The sequence below is a fragment of the Methylomonas koyamae genome, from assembly GCF_019669905.1.
In the GTDB taxonomy this organism is placed as follows: Bacteria; Pseudomonadota; Gammaproteobacteria; order Methylococcales; family Methylomonadaceae; genus Methylomonas; species Methylomonas koyamae.
Genome location: NZ_AP019777.1, coordinates 1,986,124 through 2,002,640, shown reverse-complemented (window position 1 = coordinate 2,002,640; position 16,517 = coordinate 1,986,124). Strand labels below are relative to the sequence as shown.

Sequence of the window (16,517 nt, the reverse complement as noted above, 5' to 3'; positions counted from 1 at the left end):
TAAGCCAACCGCTTCAAAACCAGTAATGCAGGATCAGGCAGGCAACGCCGCCGGCGGCGACATCGTCGAGCATGATGCCCAAGCCACCGTCGACTTGGCGGTCCAGCCATTTGATCGGCCAAGGCTTCAGAATATCGAATAGCCGGAATAGCGCGAATCCGGCCAGCAGGCTCTGCCAAGACAGGGAAACGCCGAGCATGGTCACCAGGAAGCCGGCAATCTCGTCCCAGACGATACCGCCGAAATCGTGCACGCCAAGCTTGTGCGCGGCGCGGCCGCAAATTGCCACACCGGCCACGATGGCGACCATGGTCACCACGGCGTAGACGACGCTGCCGGTTTGAGCCAATAACAGATACAGCGGAATCGCGGCAGCGGTACCGAACGTGCCGGGCATGAACCGCGACAAGCCGGAACCGAACCCGAAGGCCAAAAACAATACCGGGTCGCAAAGGATTTGCCGGGCACTTAACCGGTTGTTACCGTAATATTCTCTAAGCAAAATGCTGATACCCTCTGGCCTGGAGTTGCTCGATACGCCCTGCCCGGCGAATGCGCAAACCGGACTCGGCCTCGACGGCGCCGACGCAGTGGCAACCGGACGGCACCTTTGCCGCCGCGGCCATCGGCACGGTGAAACACAGTTCGTAGTCGTCGCCGGCGCTCAACGGCAGGGTCCAGTCCGAGCTGGTTGCAATGTACTCGCGCACCGGCGCCGACAACGGCAGATTGTCCCAATCGATCACAGCGCCGACGCCGCTCTGTTGCAGAATATGGCCCAGGTCGGCCGCCAAACCGTCGGAAATATCGATACAGGCGCTGGCAACGCCGCGCAGGGCCAGGCCTATTTCGATTCGCGGCAGCGGCCGGTCGAAACTTTGTAAGGCCAAACCGCCGTCGGCGCCCGGCAAACCCTGCCTGATTTTCAAGCCCAAGCCGGCATTACCGAGCGGACCGCTGACGAAAATCAAATCGCCGGGCCTAGCCCCGGACCTTAGCAAAGCTTGGCCGCGCGGCACTGCGCCCATCGCCTGTACCGTCAAGGTTAGCGGTCCGGCGGTAGTATCGCCGCCGACCAGATCCACGCGGTATTGCCCGGCCAGTGCCAGAAAACCATCGGCAAAGCCTTGCAACCAGGCTTCGTCGACTTTTGGCAAGGTCAATGCCAACGTCACCGCAAACGGCTCCGCACCCATCGCCGCCAAATCGCTGAGGTTGACGGCCAATACCTTATGCCCCAAGGCATTCGGATCGACATCGGCAAAAAAATGCACGTTCTCGACCATGGTGTCGGCGGTTACGGCGATTTGGTAGCTGTCCGGCAGATTCAGCAAAGCGCAGTCGTCGCCGATGCCGAGTTGGTTGAACGGGTGTTGCAACGCAGTTCCGGCGAAGAAGCGCCGGATCAGGTCGAATTCGCCGAGCGCCATCAGTCGCCGGATTTGTGGCGCTGTTTGGCGGCGATTTCCTGCGCGCGTTGCTTCTGCGCCACCTTATCCAAAATACCGTTGACGTATTTGTGGCTGCCGTCGGCGCCGAAATCCTTGGCCAGATTGACGCCCTCGTTGATGATGACCTTGTACGGCGTCTCCAGGCGGTTGATCAATTCGTAAGCGCCGATGCGCAGGATGGCCCGTTCTACCGGATCGATTTTCTCCACCGGCCGGTCGACGAATTCGGCCAACGCGGCGTCGATCACGTCCAGTTGTTTCGGCACGCCGTGGAACAGTTCGCTGAAATAGGTTTTCTGGGCGCCTTTCAAATGCTCTTCTTCCAGAAAATAGGTCTCGATCCGGGTCAGACTGTCGCCCGACATCTGCCATTGGTACAAGGCCTGCACCGCACATTTTCTGGCGTTGGTTTTTGCCTGGCTCATTAACTGCCCTGGTTGCCGTTCAAGGCCTGGAACAGGCTGACCATTTCGATCGCGGACAGGGCGGCTTCGGCGCCTTTGTTGCCGGCTTTGGTGCCGGCGCGTTCGATCGCCTGCTCGATGCTATCCACCGTCAACACGCCGAATGCGACCGGGATATCGTATTGCAATGCAACCTGGGCGATGCCTTTGACGCATTCGCCGGCCACGTATTCGAAATGCGGCGTGCCGCCGCGGATTACCGCGCCCAAAGCGATAATCGCATCGTATTTTTTGCCGGCGGCAATGCGTTGCACCACCATCGGCAGTTCGAAGGCGCCGGGCGCCTTGACCAGCGTAATATCGTTGCGGTCGGCGCCGTGGCGCACCAACGCATCGATCGCACCGCCTTCCAATTGTTCGACGATAAAGCTGTTGAAGCGCGAAGAGACGATGCAAAACTTGCCGCCTTGCGCGGAAAAATTACCTTCGACGGTAGTCACTGTTGCCATGTATTTACCTAATGGATGAGAAATTGAAATTACCTGGATTTAGTTGCCGGCATCGATATGTTCGACCACTTCCAAATCGAAACCGGACAAGCCTATATATTTTTTCTGCGCGCCCATCACCTTGAGCCGGCGCACGCCCAGATCGGACAAAATCCGCGAGCCGGCGCCGGTGGTACGCCAATCGGCGTCGGCGCTGAGATCGCGGCCGTGTTTGACGCCGTGGTCCTGCATTTGATAGCTGTGGATCAATTCGACCAAATCTTTGTTGTTTTCTTTTTGCCGGATCAGCACCAAGACGCCGCGGCCGGCCTCGGCGATGTTTTTCAGCGCCTCGCGCACCGGCAGGCTGCAATCGCTGCGCTTGGAAAACAGCAAATCGTCGATCAGGTTACGCGCATGTACCCGCACCAAGACCGGTTCGTCGCCGGCCACGTCGCCCATGACCAAGGCCAAGTGGACGTTGTCGTCGTTGCAATCCTGGTAGGCGTATAACCGGAAATCGCCGAACTCGGTCGGGTAAACGCACTCGCTGATGCGTTCCAGCGTATTTTCGTGTTTGATCCGGTAATGGATCAAATCGGCAATTGTGCCGATTTTCAGGTTGTGGCGTTCGGCAAACGCCTCCAGGTCGGGACGGCGGGCCATAGAGCCGTCGTCGTTCAGAATTTCGACAATTACCGCCGCCGGTTCCACGCCTGCCAATCGCGCCAGATCGCAACCGGCTTCGGTATGCCCGGCCCGGTTCAACACGCCGCCGGCCTGCGCCATCAGCGGAAAAATATGGCCGGGCTGCACCAAATCGCCGGGTTGGGCATGCTTGGCCACTGCGGCTTGCACCGTCAACGCCCGGTCCGCCGCGGAAATGCCGGTGGTAACGCCCTCGGCCGCTTCGATCGAAACGGTGAAATTGGTGGTGTAAGGCGTGCGGTTGTCGTTGACCATCAACGGCAAGCGCAATTGCTGGCAACGTTCGCGGGTCAAGGTTAAACAGATCAGGCCGCGGCCGTACTTGGCCATGAAATTGATGTCTTCCGGGCGGACGAATTCCGCCGCCATCAATAAGTCGCCCTCGTTTTCCCGGTCTTCGTCGTCCATGATGATGACCATCTTACCCAGGCGCAGATCGCCGATAATTTCTTCTATGCTATTCATTGGATAAAACCTGCGTCGTGAAGTAGCGCCTCGGTGATCGATCCCCGGCCGCGGGCGGCGGCGTCGCCCTGCATCAAGCGCTCCAGGTAGCGGGCCAGCAAATCGACTTCCAGATTGACCTGGTCGCCGACTTCGGCGTGGCCGAGCGTGGTTTCCTGCAAAGTATGCGGCACGATATTCACCGCGAACGTGGCGCCGTCGACGCTGTTTACTGTCAGGCTGATGCCGTCGATGCAGATGGAACCTTTTTCGGCGATATATTTGGCCAGCGAGTCCGGCGCCTTAAATTTGAAGCGCCACGAGCGGCCGTCGGCGCGCTTTTCCAGAACCTGGCCGATGCCATCGACATGGCCGCTGACGATATGCCCGCCCAACCGGCTGGACGGCGTCAGCGCCAATTCCAGATTGACCGGCGTGCCGGCCTTGGCCTGGCTTAACGTGGTGCGCGACAAGGTTTCGTTCGACACGTCGGCACTGAAACGATGCTCGGCCAATTCGACCGCGGTCAGACAAACGCCGTTGACGGCAATACTGTCGCCGAGCGCGCAGTCTTGCAGCGGCAGTTTGCCGGTGTCGATACTCAACCGGCAATCTCCGCCTCGGGGTTGCACGGCGGCGATGCGGCCGACGGCTAAAACAATTCCGGTAAACATGGTATTTCGCTCGATGATTCGGGTTGGCAGGAAGCGTCAGCGTTTAGGCTGTTCAGCCGGTTGCGCGGCGGGTTGCTGGGTTTTATCGGCTTTTTCCGGCTTGCGATAAACGGTTACCGACTGGTAGACGCCGCTATGGTAATCGTAAATTTCGATCTCATGTTCCTCGCCGACGAATTTTCCGCCTTCGATTTTAACGGTTTTCGCCGGTTTCGAATCGTCTTCCTCCGCGCCGGCCAGGCCCGGTAGCGACAACAATAGCAATAGACAAACTGTAACAATCTTCATAACGGCATAACCCTAATCGGAAATCGCTTGCGGCCGGTATTGCAACCGTAAATCCGGGCCCACTTGCCGCGCTTCCGCCAAATAAAGTTGCTTCTTGTCTTGCAGGCGTTGCAACTGCGGCAGCCGGAACAGCCCGCGCCCGCTGTCGCCCAATATGCAAGGCGCCATATAAATCAACCATTCGTCGACCAGGCCGCTATTCAGCAAAGCCGCGTTCAAGGTCGCACCGGCCTCGACCCACACCGTGTTGATCTGCCGCTCTGCCAGCAACCTGCAAACTTGGGGCAAATCGGTGCGTCCGCCCTGAGCGTCGACTTGAAACACTTTACAACCGGCATCGAGCAAACGCTGCCGTTTTACCGAGTCGCTACTCGAAGTCACAATCCAGACCTCCGCAGCATCCTGCAACATCCGCGCTGCCGGCGGCATGCGCAACCGGCTGTCCAATACCACTTTCACCGGCTGGACCACATCGAAATCGACTCTCGCACTCAACGACGGATCGTCGGCCAGCACCGTGTCGATTCCGGTCAAAACCGCGCTGCTGGCCGCTCGCCAACGTTGAACGTCCTGGCGCGACTGCGGCGAGGTGATCCACTGGCTTTCCCCGCTGGCCATCGCCGTACGCCCGTCCAGGCTCATGGCTAGCTTGCTGCGAATCCAGGGCAAGCCCTGGCTCATCCGTTTGAAAAAGCCGCGGTTCAAATTTTCCGCCTCGCTTTGCAACACGCCGCAGACGACTTCGATCCCGGCCGCGGCGAGCTGCTGCAAACCCCGGCCTGACACCAGCGGATTCGGGTCTTGCATTGCGGCGACCACCCGGCTGACGCCGGCCGCGATCAACGCCTCGGTACAAGGCCCGGTCTTACCCTGGTGGCTGCAGGGCTCCAGCGTGACGTAGGCAGTGGCGCCGCGGGCATCGTCGGCCCGGCTCAATGCGTCCACTTCGGCATGGGCGTATCCGGCGCGCTGGGTCCAGCCCTCAGCGATGATTTCGCCAAGTTTGACCAACACACAGCCGACGTGGGGATTGGGATCGGTCGTGTACAGGCCGTTTTGCGCCAGTTTCAAGGCCCGCGCCATAAAGGCGGCGTCTTGGCTAGACGTCATGTTTCTGCAAATTTTCGATGACGGCGGTGAAATCGGAGACGTCCTGGAAGCTGCGGTAAACGGATGCGAAACGCACGAAAGCGACGTGGTCCAGCGCCTTCAGTTCGTTCATGACCATCTCGCCCAGTTCGCGCGCCGGAATCTCCCGCTCGCCTCTGGCCGTCAACGTCTTTTTGATCCGGCTCAACGCGGCTTCGACCGCATCGACCTGTACCGGCCGCTTCTCCAGCGCCCGTTGTATGCCGGCCCGCAATTTTTGCTCGTCGAAACTTTGCCGGGCGCCGTTACGTTTGATAATGCGCGGCAGCGTCAACTCGACCACTTCGAACGTGGTAAACCGCTCCTTGCAGGCTACGCATTCCCGCCGGCGCTTGACTTGGTCGCCGTCGTCGGCCAGACGGGTATCGATCACCCGCGTGTCTTGTGCAGCGCAAAACGGACAACGCATGTTAAAAATCGGAGCTCGGTTTAAAGCGCCGCATTTTATTACAGAACCCGGTTATATTGAAATCGGCTAATAATTGGCGCCACCCTCGTTCAGCACGCCTTTGGCGACCGAACGGATATGCACGTCGCGTTGCGGATAGGGAATTTCGATATGGTGCGCCTGCAGCGCTTCGTAAATCTGTATATGCAATTTATGGGTCGCGACAGTACGGTCGCTCAACTCGCGCACGAATACGTTGACTTTGAATTCCAACGCGCTTTCGCCGAAGCCGACGAAACTGATCGCTGGCTCCGGATCGGCCAGCACCTGTTCGGTATTTTTCACTGCTTGGCTCAGAATCTGCTCCACCAGCTCGATATCGGTGCCGTAGGATACGCTGACCGGCACCACTACCCGGGTCACGGTATCGGACAAGGTCCAGTTGATCAGTTGGTCGGTAATGAAGGTTTTGTTCGGCACCACCAATTCTTTGCGGTCCCAGTCCACAATATGCGTTGCCCGCATTTGGATCCGACTGACCCGGCCGGTAACGTCGCCGACCGTGACGGTATCGCCAACCCGAATCGGCCGTTCGAACAGCAAGATGATACCCGACACCATATTGGCGAAGATTTCCTGCAAACCGAAACCCAAACCCACGCTGAGCGCCGCCACCAGCCATTGCACCTGCGACCAACTACCGCCCAGCTCGTTGGCGACCGCCAAAAAAGCGACCGAGACCAAGCTATAACGCACCAACTGGATCAGGGCGTAGCGGCCGCCGGCGGTCATGGCGAATTTGCCGGCGGTCGCCAAATCGACCAGGGTCGGAAAGTTACCGACAAACAAAAACGCCAGACCGATGTAGACCAGACACAGCAGCAGATTGATCAAGGTCACCGGTTGCAGGGCTTCCTTGCCGTCCACGACTTGCGCGTGTTGCCACAATACGACTTGGTCGAACACCGAAAACGCCGGCAGGATATCGCTCCAGATCAGCCAGGCGCCGACGGCGATCATTACCCCGGTTACGGTGGCCAGAAAATTGTGGCCTTGCTGGTTGATTTTGGAGATGTCCAGCAATTCCTCATCCAGCGGAATTCCGCCCTCGGTGCCTGCCGCCGCAGCAGCCTGTTCGATCTGCTTGCGTTTTTGCCGGGCATTCTTCAGCGCCAAGCGGCGCTGAGTATTACGCAACCAGCGCAATACCAGAGCCTGAAACAGAGAGACGAAGAACACCAACCGCAAGCTGTCAATCAGCTTTTGTTCCAGCTCCAACGCGCTTTGGTAATAACCGGCCACGGCGAAACCGATGATCGCCAACGGCGTCAGCAGCGCAATCGCATACCAGACGTAACGCAAACGGCTGAACCAGCCGGCGGACTGTTGGTAGAAATAGCGGCCCAGGCCGGTTTGCGGCTGGGCCAAGCGGTGAAATACGTAGCTGAAGGTCAGCATCATCACGATCAGCGCGGTACGGCCCAAGGCATAGCTATGTTCGGAAAACAAGTCGCTGCCGGTCATCGACATGATGAACACGCTGGGCAACAACAGAAAGCGGGCCCACTTCATTTGGCCGTACAGCAAGTTGGTGACATGCTCCGGCCAATGGAACAGGGTTTCGGCAATGCCGTCGGGTTTGAACAGACGAAAGAAAAACTGCACGACGAACAGCGACAAGGCCGTCGCGACCATACCCTCGGCGAAAGCATGGCTAAAAAAATCGGCGCGGGCGTTCAATAGCAATACGCCGCCGATCCAGGCCATCAATAAAGCGCCGTACAGCGACAGCAGCATCAAATAGCCCATCCCCGACAGAATTTCGCCGAAACTATGGCCTAGCGGATTTTTGTCGAGCAGATGCGTCAGCCTGCGTTTCAGGTTTAACCGAAAACGCCAATGCAACACCACGATGCCCAAGCCGACCAGGACCAATAGCGGAAAATTGGCGATGCTCTCGCCGAAATTCGCCGCCACCCGCAACCAGTTGTCGGGACTGAAAAACCAGACCAGCGACGAAAAAATGTCTTTCACATAGTATTTGTCGATCACCCGCGCACTGGGTACCCACAGCAGGCGTTGGTCGAGGTAGGCACTAAACTTGTCGGCTACGCCCAGCATTTGTTGCAGGCTGAAATCGACATCCCCCAATAGCCTGCCGTATTCGTTGTAGCTGGTGGCCAGGCGCATTACCAGATCCTTGCGGTCGTTCAGCAGCATGCGCAATTCGGTGCGAATCCGCAATTTTTCAGCGTCGTCGGTATCGGCCGGCAATCGGCCGATCTGGTTCAATAACACTTGGTTGACGTCGGCCAGCTCTTTCTTGGCTTCGTCGAGCTTGAACATTTCCAGACTGGCCAACGCGATCTGCTCCTGGATGTCGTCGGCCAAATGGGCGAACTGTTTGCGCTGCGGCACGTTGCGGCGTTGTTCGCGCAATAAATTGCCCAAGGCCGGGCTCAAACCGGCCAAGTTGATTTTTTGCTCGGCGCTTTGAAAGTCTTTTTCCAACTGCTTGCCGCGGGCGTCGATCTCGGTTTTTTGCAGCAGGTACTGCTCCATGTTCTTATTGATGTCCTGCAGGCTGTGGTTGTACTGCATGTTGGTTTTGGTCGCATCTCGGATGAACGGATGCTTGCCCTCGGCATCCTTCTCCGCCTGCGCCAATTCGGCCTGCTCCTTGTCGATTTCCTGCTGGCGCCGGTCCAGTAAAAAATTATCCAGATCGGCGATCGCCAGACCTTGCAACTCGCGCTGCAGCGTGGCCAGATGCATCCGGTCTTTTTCGACCTGCAGCCGCAACGGGCTGCTGATATTTTCCAGCTCCAAGGTTTTCAACGTGCTGTTCAGCAACCGAATCCGGGTATCCACTTGGATCTGCCGCGCTTCGCGCTCGTAGATGTTGTCGGCGGCACGTGCAGCCAAAGTTTGCTGCTCCTGTAAACTGGAGGCCTGCTTGTTTTTGATTTCGGCGACTTTTTCCCGAATCAGTTGCGGCCGGCCGTTCAACTCGCCGATTTGCGCTTCGATCCGGCTGATTTCGGCATCCAGATCGCTGAGCCGGGTTTTTTCGATGATCAAGCGCTGTTCCAACTCGTCGGTCGGGACCAGGGCCAGTTTTTCCGGTTTGCGGTTTTTCAGGCCGTTTTCCGCCTCGGTAATCTGGCCGGCAATTTGTTTGGCCACCACCGGATACAGATTCAGCGCCTGTTTGAAGGACTCGGCTTGGGCGTCCTGGGCTTCGGCCTCGCTCAGGTTGTCCTCGCTCTCGCGGTAGGCGGCCAGGATGCGGTTCTTGACGTCTTCGGCCAGATTCTGTTTATCCTTGACCGATTGCACGCGTTGTTGGATATCCGCCCGCGACACGGCCTTGATCGCAGTGGCGGGCTGGGCGGCGTTGCCGGCATCGGCCGCCAGCAACGCCGCTAAAAAAAACAGGCCGTGCAGAAAAAATTTTACGTTCATGGATTAGTGTATTCAGCTTAAATCGAAATTAGCCGTCTGGAGTCTTTATGCCGCATGATCGCGAGGGCGTGATCAAATACCGTCTCGACCACCAATACCGAGCGTTGCCAAGCGATGCGGATTTAGCCGAAATCAACGCCTGGCGCAGCATCGTGTACCGGCTGGGGCTGATCGGCCGCACCGCCGGCAAATACGACGGGCTCGGCTTCGGCAACATCAGCAGCCGGCGCGAGCCCGGCCAGGACGGTTTTTTGGTTTCCGCTACCCAGACCGGCCACCTGCCGCAGCTCGGCCCGGAGCATTATGCCTGGGTCACCGCCGCAGCGCCGCAACAGAATTACCTGCAAGCCCAAGGCCCGGCGCAACCGTCTTCGGAAGCCTTGACTCACGCCGTGATCTACCAAGGATTGCCCGGCGTGCAGGCCGTGATTCACGGGCATTGTCCGGAAATTTGGCGCAATACCGCAAAATTGCGCTTGGCGCATACCGCAGCGCACATCCCTTACGGCACCCCGGAAATGGCACGCGCCGTGACAAGCATTTTGCAAACGCTGGGAAAAACGGAGAGCGGCATATTTACCATGCTGGGACACGAGGACGGCGTCGTGGCGTTCGGCACTTCGCTAAGGCAAGCGGCCGAGCTATTGATCGGACAGTTGGCGCTGGCCTTGGCGCTTGAGCAAAACCGGACCGACCGTTAGAATGGCGACTTTATTAGCATTCATTAATTTATCCATGCCGGAAATCATCATCTATACCACGAAAATTTGCCCTTATTGCACGATGGCGAAACGCTTGCTGGAGCGCAAGGGAGCCCGTTATACCGAAATCAACGTCGACGCCGAGCCGGGTTTGCGGGAACAGATGATGGAAAAAACCAAACGGCGCACGGTTCCGCAAATCTATATCGGCGAACGCCACATCGGCGGCTTCGACGATTTGCACGCACTGGACATGAACCAAGAACTGGATCCGCTACTACAGGATTGAATGGAACCGGCCTGCGGGGGCGGCGCCCGCCGCCTCCGAAGCCGGCCTTTTAGCGCATCGTGACTAATTGCAAGCCGATGCGGGTACTGATTTCGTTACTGTCGTACCAGACGATTTTACCCAGAGCGCTCAAACCCAACTCCGGGCACTGCACTTTGACCGGGGCGTTGATTTTGATGGCTGGCGAGCTGCCCGCCAGTTTCAAACACATGCCTTCCACCGAACGGTCCAAACCCTCCACCGCAAAGCGTTCCTTCTCGACGAACAACTCCGCCTGGAAACGCTCGGCCTTGCGGTAACCGCGCCGCTTGCGCCAGAGTTTTTGCGCGTTGTGCACCACATCGCGGAACTCCAATCCCATCATGATCCGGTTACGGTCGCGTTTGACCCAGACGATGTCCACTTCCCCGGCTAACTGCAATTCGGCGACGAAAATTTCCGCGCGCCGGCTCTGCTCCAGCAATACCTCGAAATCCCGAATCGTGGTCAGCAAATCGCCCGGCATGACTTCCAGCATCGCACCGTTCAACGACACGTCGTAACAATTGATCTCTAAGGTTTCGCCGCCGACGTAAAGCTTACCCTCGGCATTGAAGTTTTTTCGGTACTCTTTTCTATCCTGGAACATGCTCGGAATCTCTGGGGAATTTCGGACAAAGATAGCTTATTTTTGGCTTTACGTTCGCTGCCCCGGCCTGCGGCGCATCAGGCCGCAGCCAAGCCGGCGGCCAAATCGGCCTTGATATCGTCGATATTTTCCAAGCCGACCGAGATCCGTACCAGGCTGTCCTTGATCCCGGCCTCGGCGCGGGCTTCCGGCGTCAGCCGGCCGTGGGTGGTCGTGGCCGGATGGGTGATGGTGGTTTTGACGTCGCCCAGATTGGCCGTAACCGACAACATCCGCGTCGCATCGATCAAGCGCCAGGCTTCTTCCTTACCGCCCTTCAATTCGAAGCTAACCACCGCGCCGAAATGGCTTTGCTGGCGTTTGGCCAGTTCGTGCTGGGCATGCGAGGCCAAGCCAGGATAATGCACTTTGCCGACGGCGTCTTGACGCTCCAGCCACTTGGCCAATTCGAACGCGTTGTCGCAATGGGCTTTCATCCGAATCGCCAGCGTTTCCAAACCGCCAGCAAACACCCAGGCGTTGAACGGACTCAACGTGGCACCGCCGGTGCGCAAATAGGGATAGACCTGCTTTTCGATGATTTCTTCGTTAGCGACCACCGCGCCGCCGACGCAACGGCCCTGGCCGTCGATGTATTTGGTCGCCGAATGCACGACGATATCGGCCCCCAAAGCCAGCGGTTGCTGCAAGATCGGCGTGCAAAACACGTTATCGACCACCAGCAGGCAGCCGTGGCGGTGAGCAATATCGGCCAAGGCCCGGATATCGGCAATTTCGATCAGCGGATTCGACGGCGTTTCCAGAAACAGGAAGCGGGTATTGGGCTTAATCGCGGCTTCCCAGGCGGCCGGATCGGTCAGCTTGACGAAATCGGTTTCGACGCCGAATTTGCCGAAATAATTTTGAAAGGCCAGTACCGTATTGCCGAACACGCTGCGCGAGCAAACCACGTGGTCGCCCGCCTTCAATAGCGCCATACCCACTGCCATGATGGCCGCCATGCCGGATGCGAACGCCAGACAGCGTTCGCCTTTTTCCATCAGCGCCAGACGTTCCTGGAAGGTAGCGACCGTCGGGTTGGTAAAGCGCGAATAGATATTGCCGGGCTGCTGGCCGGTAAACTTCAGCGAGGCTTCCTCGGCCGAGCCGAACACATAGCTGGAGGTGGCGAAAATCGGCATGCTGTGCTCGCCCTCGTGGCTCCGCTTCTGGCCGGCGCGTATGGCTTGGGTTTCCGCGGCATAATCTTGCCAATCCGGTTGGTTCATATTATTTCGCCACCTGCATTTCGATAATAAAACTGCTGCTTTTACGGGTTTCCTGGGCGTGGTCGTTGCGCAAGGCCTCGATCTTCGCCAAATAGGCATCGTCGATATCGCCGGTCACGTAGTCGCGGCTGAAGCAGGACGTGTCGAAGTGCGCGATCTTCGGATTGCCGCGGCCGACCGCTTCGATCAAATCGTCCAGATCCTGGTAAATCAATTTATCGGCCCCCAGCGCCTTACACACCTCGTCTTCGCTGCGGCCGTGGGCGATTAACTCGCGCGCGGCGGGCATATCGATACCGTAGACGTTGGGGTAACGCACCGGCGGCGCGGCGGAGGCGAAATAAACTTTTTTGGCGCCGGCGTCGCGCGCCATCTGGATGATCTGTTCGGACGTGGTGCCGCGGACGATGGAATCGTCCACCAGCAATACGTTTTTACCGTCGAATTCCAGCGAAATCGCGTTCAACTTTTGTTTGACCGACTTTTTCCGCAGCTTCTGTCCCGGCATGATGAAGGTACGGCCGATGTAACGGTTTTTCATGAAGCCTTCGCGAAATTTGACCCCCAGATCGTGAGCGATCTGCGATGCGGCAGTGCGGCTGGTATCCGGAATCGGAATCACCACGTCGATGTCGTGGTCCGGCCATTCCCGCTGGATTTTTTCGGCCAGCTTTTTGCCCATCCGCATCCGCGCTTTGTAAACCGAGATGTTATCGATGATCGAATCCGGCCGGGCGAAATAGACGTATTCGAAGATGCACGGGCAATGGTCGATGGTTTCGGCGCACTGGCGGGTGTGCAATTTGCCGGAAGCCTCGATGAACACGGCTTCGCCCGGCGCCAGATCGCGGATCAGGCGAAAATCCAGCACGTCCAGCGCGACGCTCTCCGACGCGATCATGTAATCGACGCCGTCCTCGGTTTGACGCTCGCCGAACACGATCGGCCTGATGCCATGCGGGTCGCGAAACCCCAATACGCCGAAGCCGGCAATCATCACCACCACCGCGTAAGCGCCGCGGCAGCGATTGTGCACCGCGCTGACAGCCTGAAACACGTCGTCCACGGTCAAGCGCAGTTTGCCGAATTGCTGCAATTCGTGGGCGAATACGTTCAACAACACTTCCGAGTCGGAATCGGTATTGATATGGCGTTGATCGTCTACGAACACCTGCCGCTTCAATTCCTCGGTATTGGTCAGATTGCCGTTGTGGGCCAGCGTCAAGCCGAACGGCGAATTGACGTAAAACGGCTGGGCCTCGGCGGAACTGGTGCAACCGGCGGTCGGATAACGCACGTGGGCAATGCCCATGTTGCCTTTCAGCTTCATCATTTGCTCGGGCGAAAACACGTCGCGGGCCAAACCGTTGTCCTTGCGCAAATGCAGGCGGCCGCCGTCGCAAGTGACGATGCCGGCAGCATCCTGGCCGCGGTGCTGCAACACGGTTAAGGCATCGTACAGGTCTTGGTTAACACTTTGATTGGAAACAATAGCGGCAATACCACACATAGCTGATCCGGATTATCGATAATGAATGTAATCCGCCAAACCGGTCGGCATCTGGCTTTTCAACCAGACCGCCAAGGCTTGAAACGGAGGAATGAGTACGGACTGTTTCCACCACGGGTCTTCCGGCAGCGGCGTGACCCCGGCCAGAATCACCAGCATGGAAACCAGCACGGCCCCGCGGGCGATGCCAAACAACATGCCGAGCAGGCGGTCGCTGCCGCTCAGGCCGGTTCTCTCGATCAATTGGCTCAACAGGAAACTGATCAGGCTGCCCAATATCAACGTCGCGAAAAACAGTAAGCCGAAGCTGGCGGCGATGCGGGCCGACGGGTAGCTGATCGTGGATTGCAGCAACACCGACAGCTCGCGGCTGTAGTGGGTCGCCACCCAAACTGCCGCAATCCATAGCACCAGCGCAAAGGCTTCCTTGATAAAACCGCGCACCAAGCCCATCACCGCCGACATGGATATGACGGCAATAATGGTGTAATCAACCCACAGCAGTTTGTCCCAAGGCACCAAATCCGGCATCGCTCAGTAAACTATCGAAATAACCAAACCGGGCAAAACCAATTATTCGTCGGCGGAAACGAAGCTGTTAACGTTGATCTGCGCCAATTTGGCCTTGACCGCCTGGGCTTTGGCTTTGTCGACGATGGGTCCGATACGGACTTTGAAGACGGTGCCTTTATCGCCGGCCACTTCCTTAACCGTTGCCGCGAAACCCTGTTGCTTCAAACTCTCCTGCAAACTGGCGGCATTGGCTTTCTGGCTGAAAGTTCCCACCTGCAAATACCAGCGGTTGGTTTCCTCGGCTGCGGCGGCAGGCTTGGCAGCCGGCGCGGCCAGCGGGGCTTGAGCCGAAGGCTCGGATTTGGCTTCGGCCGGTTTCGCCAACGGTTTCAACGGTTTCGGGACCGGCGCGACGCTGGTCAGCGGCTGTACCGGAGCGGCCGGTTTTGCCGGCTTCGGCGCGATCGGCAAATCCTCCGCTTCGGCCGGCTCTTCGTCGGCAGGCGCCAGGGCCCGCGGCGACGGCTTTGCCGGCGATGCAGCGGAAGGCGTTAGCGGCGCCGCTTCCCGCGCACTCAATTTGATTTGCGGCTTCGCTGGCTCGAATTCGGTTTCGGCTTCGCCTTCTTCGACGAATTTCGGAGCCGGCTTGGCAGCTTCGGCCGGAGCCTCGGCCACGTCTTCCACTTTTTCCGGAAGCGGCATGATTTCGACATCCTGCGCTTTGGCAGGCAATTCGGGAATTTTCAGTTCGCTGATATTTTTACCGGTTTCGTCGATAGGATCGTCGAACAACATCGGTACGAAAATCGCGGCCAGCGCGGTAATGACCGCCGCACCTATCAATCGCTGTTTCAATTCTTGATCCATTCCGATCACCTCTAAGAAAATTTTGCCAAATATTCGGATACCAGAAAAAACGAGCCGAACACCAGAACCAGCTCGTCCGGCCCCGCCGCTGCCCGGGCCGCTTGGAATGCGGCCGAAAAATCGGCGAACCCGCTGTCGACGTTCGCCATATCCAACTGCCGAAAATGGGATTCGATCAATGCCGGCTCGGCGGCGCGCGGATTATCCAGCGGCGCCAGATACCACCGCGCCACCCGCTCCCGCATCATCTGCACCACGGTAGCGATATCTTTGTCGCGCATCATCGCGAATACGGCATGGATCGTGGCGGCGGGAAAATAATCGCGCAGATAATCGATCAGCGTGCCGACCGCTTGCGGATTGTGGCCGACATCCAGCAATACGCGCGGTTTGCCGGCGACCAACTGAAACCGGCCCAGCAGGCTGGCCTGGCGCAAACCGGCTCGGATCGCCGCGTCGTCGACCGGTAACTGCTCCTGCAACGCCGAAACGGCCATCAGCACCGCTGCGGCATTCCGGTATTGCTGTTCGCCTTTGAACGCCGGAGCCGGCAAATCGCGGTAAGCTCGCTCGCCGCCTTGCCATTCCCAGGTTTCGCCCTGTTTGCGGTAAGCGAAGTCATGTTCCAATTGGTAAACCTTGGCGCCAATCCGCTCGGCTACCTGCCGTAACGAGGCCGGTGCCGCTGCGTCGCCGATCACGGCAGGCACCGACTGCCGAAAAATGCCGGCTTTTTCCCGGCCTATCGCTTCCACGGTGTTACCCAACCAATCGACATGGTCCAGCGCGATAGTAGTTACCAACGCGACGTCGGGATCGACAATGTTTACCGCATCCAACCTGCCGCCCAAACCCACTTCCAATAGCTGTACGTCCAGGCCGGCTTCGGCGAACAAGCACAGCGCCGCCAACGTGCCGAACTCGAAATAGCTCAGGCTGGTCTCGCCGCGAGCCGCGTCGATTCGGGAAAATACCCGACAAATGTCGGCGTCGGCAACCGCCTGGCCATCGATGCGGATTCTTTCGTTGTAGCGCAAGATGTGCGGCGAAGTGTAGGCGCCGACTTTGTAGCCTTGCGCCCGGTATATCGCCTCCAGCATCGCCACGCAGGAACCCTTGCCATTGGTACCGCCCACCGTGACGGTCAAAGGTTTGGCCTGGGTCGGGTTCAACTGCCGATAAACGCCGGCGACCCGCGCCAAACCCAAATCTATCGAGCGCGGATGTAATTGTTCCTGCCAGGCCAGCCAAGCTTGCAGCGAATCGAAACGCGCCATTT

The 16,517-nt window shown here is 58.3% G+C and carries 18 protein-coding genes; 2 read left to right on the top strand and 16 right to left on the bottom strand.

Going from position 1 to position 16,517, the window contains the following annotated elements:
• Positions 1-13 precede the first annotated feature (13 nt).
• From MKFW12EY_RS09420 to MKFW12EY_RS09375, 10 genes are all read right to left on the bottom strand, one after another.
• Positions 14-511, bottom strand: a complete 498-nt coding sequence (locus MKFW12EY_RS09420; RefSeq protein WP_054762459.1) for a phosphatidylglycerophosphatase A family protein — start codon at positions 509-511, stop codon at positions 14-16.
• Positions 495-1,430, bottom strand: coding sequence for a thiamine-phosphate kinase (gene thiL / locus MKFW12EY_RS09415; protein ID WP_054762458.1), 936 nt, complete (start codon positions 1,428-1,430; stop codon positions 495-497). Before thiL ends, MKFW12EY_RS09420 begins: the two co-directional genes overlap by 17 nt.
• A complete protein-coding gene (gene nusB / locus MKFW12EY_RS09410) occupies positions 1,430-1,876 on the bottom strand; it encodes a transcription antitermination factor NusB (protein WP_054762456.1) in 447 nt (148 codons plus the stop codon). Before nusB ends, thiL begins: the two co-directional genes overlap by 1 nt.
• Positions 1,876-2,364 carry a 6,7-dimethyl-8-ribityllumazine synthase gene (gene ribH / locus MKFW12EY_RS09405; protein ID WP_064029648.1) on the bottom strand — a complete coding sequence of 163 codons (489 nt, stop codon included), beginning with the start codon at positions 2,362-2,364 and terminating at the stop codon, positions 1,876-1,878. The genes nusB and ribH overlap by 1 nt, the downstream gene beginning before the upstream one ends.
• Before the next feature lie 39 nt (positions 2,365-2,403).
• Positions 2,404-3,516, bottom strand: coding sequence for a bifunctional 3,4-dihydroxy-2-butanone-4-phosphate synthase/GTP cyclohydrolase II (gene ribBA / locus MKFW12EY_RS09400; RefSeq protein ID WP_064041858.1), 1,113 nt, complete (start codon positions 3,514-3,516; stop codon positions 2,404-2,406).
• Complete coding sequence (locus MKFW12EY_RS09395) at positions 3,513-4,169, bottom strand: riboflavin synthase (RefSeq protein WP_054762454.1); 657 nt, start codon at positions 4,167-4,169, stop codon at positions 3,513-3,515. Before MKFW12EY_RS09395 ends, ribBA begins: the two co-directional genes overlap by 4 nt.
• A 36-nt stretch (positions 4,170-4,205) precedes the next feature.
• Positions 4,206-4,457: a hypothetical protein gene (locus tag MKFW12EY_RS09390; RefSeq protein ID WP_054762452.1), complete on the bottom strand. Its 252-nt coding sequence runs from the start codon at positions 4,455-4,457 to the stop codon at positions 4,206-4,208.
• Between the two features lie 12 nt (positions 4,458-4,469).
• Positions 4,470-5,567 carry a bifunctional diaminohydroxyphosphoribosylaminopyrimidine deaminase/5-amino-6-(5-phosphoribosylamino)uracil reductase RibD gene (gene ribD, locus MKFW12EY_RS09385; protein ID WP_054762450.1) on the bottom strand — a complete coding sequence of 366 codons (1,098 nt, stop codon included), beginning with the start codon at positions 5,565-5,567 and terminating at the stop codon, positions 4,470-4,472.
• Positions 5,557-6,015: a transcriptional regulator NrdR gene (gene nrdR / locus MKFW12EY_RS09380; RefSeq protein WP_054762448.1), complete on the bottom strand. Its 459-nt coding sequence runs from the start codon at positions 6,013-6,015 to the stop codon at positions 5,557-5,559. Before nrdR ends, ribD begins: the two co-directional genes overlap by 11 nt.
• Positions 6,016-6,081: 66 nt before the next feature.
• A complete protein-coding gene (locus MKFW12EY_RS09375; protein ID WP_221054421.1) occupies positions 6,082-9,459 on the bottom strand; it encodes a mechanosensitive ion channel domain-containing protein in 3,378 nt (1,125 codons plus the stop codon).
• A gap of 47 nt (positions 9,460-9,506) precedes the next feature.
• Here MKFW12EY_RS09375 and MKFW12EY_RS09370 point away from each other — a divergent pair, with 47 nt between their 5' ends.
• The gene (locus MKFW12EY_RS09370; protein ID WP_054762438.1) at positions 9,507-10,160 is read left to right on the top strand and encodes a class II aldolase/adducin family protein; all 654 of its coding nucleotides are present in this window, start codon (positions 9,507-9,509) and stop codon (positions 10,158-10,160) included.
• Between the two features lie 34 nt (positions 10,161-10,194).
• Complete coding sequence (gene grxC / locus MKFW12EY_RS09365) at positions 10,195-10,449, top strand: glutaredoxin 3 (RefSeq protein WP_054762461.1); 255 nt, start codon at positions 10,195-10,197, stop codon at positions 10,447-10,449.
• Between the two features lie 49 nt (positions 10,450-10,498).
• Here grxC and MKFW12EY_RS09360 read toward each other — a convergent pair whose 3' ends face one another.
• The 6 genes from MKFW12EY_RS09360 to folC form a co-directional block, all read right to left on the bottom strand.
• On the bottom strand, positions 10,499-11,077 hold the full coding sequence (locus MKFW12EY_RS09360; protein WP_054762436.1) for a PilZ domain-containing protein: 579 nt from the start codon (positions 11,075-11,077) through the stop codon (positions 10,499-10,501).
• A gap of 77 nt (positions 11,078-11,154) precedes the next feature.
• Positions 11,155-12,345 (bottom strand): O-succinylhomoserine sulfhydrylase, encoded by a 1,191-nt coding sequence (locus MKFW12EY_RS09355; RefSeq protein WP_221054420.1) that lies wholly within the window; start codon positions 12,343-12,345, stop codon positions 11,155-11,157.
• A gap of 1 nt (position 12,346) precedes the next feature.
• Positions 12,347-13,855, bottom strand: coding sequence for an amidophosphoribosyltransferase (gene purF, locus MKFW12EY_RS09350; protein ID WP_054762434.1), 1,509 nt, complete (start codon positions 13,853-13,855; stop codon positions 12,347-12,349).
• A gap of 12 nt (positions 13,856-13,867) precedes the next feature.
• Positions 13,868-14,386: a CvpA family protein gene (locus MKFW12EY_RS09345; protein ID WP_064029632.1), complete on the bottom strand. Its 519-nt coding sequence runs from the start codon at positions 14,384-14,386 to the stop codon at positions 13,868-13,870.
• Positions 14,387-14,428: 42 nt separating this feature from the next.
• Positions 14,429-15,238 (bottom strand): SPOR domain-containing protein, encoded by an 810-nt coding sequence (locus MKFW12EY_RS09340; RefSeq protein WP_221054419.1) that lies wholly within the window; start codon positions 15,236-15,238, stop codon positions 14,429-14,431.
• Positions 15,239-15,249: 11 nt separating this feature from the next.
• Positions 15,250-16,515, bottom strand: a complete 1,266-nt coding sequence (gene folC, locus MKFW12EY_RS09335) for a bifunctional tetrahydrofolate synthase/dihydrofolate synthase (protein ID WP_221054418.1) — start codon at positions 16,513-16,515, stop codon at positions 15,250-15,252.
• Positions 16,516-16,517 lie beyond the last annotated feature (2 nt).

What these genes read in the sequence shown, in the direction of transcription:
- thiL (WP_054762458.1), bottom strand. Translation starts at nt 1,430, where the DNA reads ATGGCGCTCGGCGAATTCGACCTGATCCGGCGCTTCTTCGCCGGAACT.
- nusB (WP_054762456.1), bottom strand. Translation starts at nt 1,876, where the DNA reads ATGAGCCAGGCAAAAACCAACGCCAGAAAATGTGCGGTGCAGGCCTTG.
- ribH (WP_064029648.1), bottom strand. Translation starts at nt 2,364, where the DNA reads ATGGCAACAGTGACTACCGTCGAAGGTAATTTTTCCGCGCAAGGCGGC.
- ribBA (WP_064041858.1), bottom strand. Translation starts at nt 3,516, where the DNA reads ATGAATAGCATAGAAGAAATTATCGGCGATCTGCGCCTGGGTAAGATG.
- MKFW12EY_RS09395 (WP_054762454.1), bottom strand. Translation starts at nt 4,169, where the DNA reads ATGTTTACCGGAATTGTTTTAGCCGTCGGCCGCATCGCCGCCGTGCAA.
- MKFW12EY_RS09390 (WP_054762452.1), bottom strand. Translation starts at nt 4,457, where the DNA reads ATGAAGATTGTTACAGTTTGTCTATTGCTATTGTTGTCGCTACCGGGC.
- ribD (WP_054762450.1), bottom strand. Translation starts at nt 5,567, where the DNA reads ATGACGTCTAGCCAAGACGCCGCCTTTATGGCGCGGGCCTTGAAACTG.
- nrdR (WP_054762448.1), bottom strand. Translation starts at nt 6,015, where the DNA reads ATGCGTTGTCCGTTTTGCGCTGCACAAGACACGCGGGTGATCGATACC.
- MKFW12EY_RS09375 (WP_221054421.1), bottom strand. Translation starts at nt 9,459, where the DNA reads ATGAACGTAAAATTTTTTCTGCACGGCCTGTTTTTTTTAGCGGCGTTG.
- MKFW12EY_RS09370 (WP_054762438.1), top strand. Translation starts at nt 9,507, where the DNA reads ATGCCGCATGATCGCGAGGGCGTGATCAAATACCGTCTCGACCACCAA.
- grxC (WP_054762461.1), top strand. Translation starts at nt 10,195, where the DNA reads ATGCCGGAAATCATCATCTATACCACGAAAATTTGCCCTTATTGCACG.
- MKFW12EY_RS09360 (WP_054762436.1), bottom strand. Translation starts at nt 11,077, where the DNA reads ATGTTCCAGGATAGAAAAGAGTACCGAAAAAACTTCAATGCCGAGGGT.
- MKFW12EY_RS09355 (WP_221054420.1), bottom strand. Translation starts at nt 12,345, where the DNA reads ATGAACCAACCGGATTGGCAAGATTATGCCGCGGAAACCCAAGCCATA.
- purF (WP_054762434.1), bottom strand. Translation starts at nt 13,855, where the DNA reads ATGTGTGGTATTGCCGCTATTGTTTCCAATCAAAGTGTTAACCAAGAC.
- MKFW12EY_RS09345 (WP_064029632.1), bottom strand. Translation starts at nt 14,386, where the DNA reads ATGCCGGATTTGGTGCCTTGGGACAAACTGCTGTGGGTTGATTACACC.
- MKFW12EY_RS09340 (WP_221054419.1), bottom strand. Translation starts at nt 15,238, where the DNA reads ATGGATCAAGAATTGAAACAGCGATTGATAGGTGCGGCGGTCATTACC.
- folC (WP_221054418.1), bottom strand. Translation starts at nt 16,515, where the DNA reads ATGGCGCGTTTCGATTCGCTGCAAGCTTGGCTGGCCTGGCAGGAACAA.